General features: G+C 55.7%; 1 protein-coding gene. It reads right to left on the reverse strand.

The genetic code is table 11. The features are described from left to right. Nucleotides 1–516: helix-turn-helix domain-containing protein (locus tag AC1DRJ_RS31165; RefSeq protein WP_477805494.1), on the reverse strand; the 516-nt coding region annotated here is incomplete at its 3' end. Nucleotides 517–682 lie beyond the last annotated feature (166 nt).

Genomic DNA, 682 nt, shown 5'->3' on the forward strand with positions numbered 1-682 from the left:
CTGGAACAGCAGCTCTTTCACCATGCTCTGACCGTCCAGGGTAGTCACCATGACGTATTCGCCAGGAACCAGGCGGTGGTTCGGCTCGCAAACAGCCACCCAGCCATTGCGGATGGCGGGTGCCATGGAGTCGCCCTTCAGCCTTAGGGCGTAGGCGTCGTCATCTCGCGAGTAGGTTTCAACCCAGCCATCGGACTGATTGACGCCAATCCAATAGCCATCAGGCCCCATCTGAGCAGTTCCCACGATTTCGATCCTTCGAGGAGCGCTGGTGATTGGAGGGCCTTGCTCGACGTTACTGCCGAAAGACGGCTCAGGGGAGCCGGAGCCATCCGACAGCCAGACGGGGTCAACCCCGCATATCTGCGCAAGCTTCACCAGATATCCACTAGTGCGCGTAAGCCCTCTCTCAATCTCCGAGACGGATGCCTGCTTTATGCCGGCCCGCTCTGCAAGTTCGGCCTGTGTTAGTCCGGCGTTTTTGCGCGCCTGTTTCAGTCTGTCTTTAAGTTCCATGCGCGTGACGATAAAGGGCAGCCTTTCAAGTTGCAAAAAGGTGTTCCTTTGATCTACCATAAAGGCATCMCTTTATATGGGCGGAGAATCATGAATAATTCCTTTGAAAAGCTGGTTGAGCATTTCGGCTCGCAAACAGCTACAGCCACAGCCCTAGGTGTGAAGC

This window comes from Pseudomonas sp. P5_B2, from assembly GCF_056400445.1.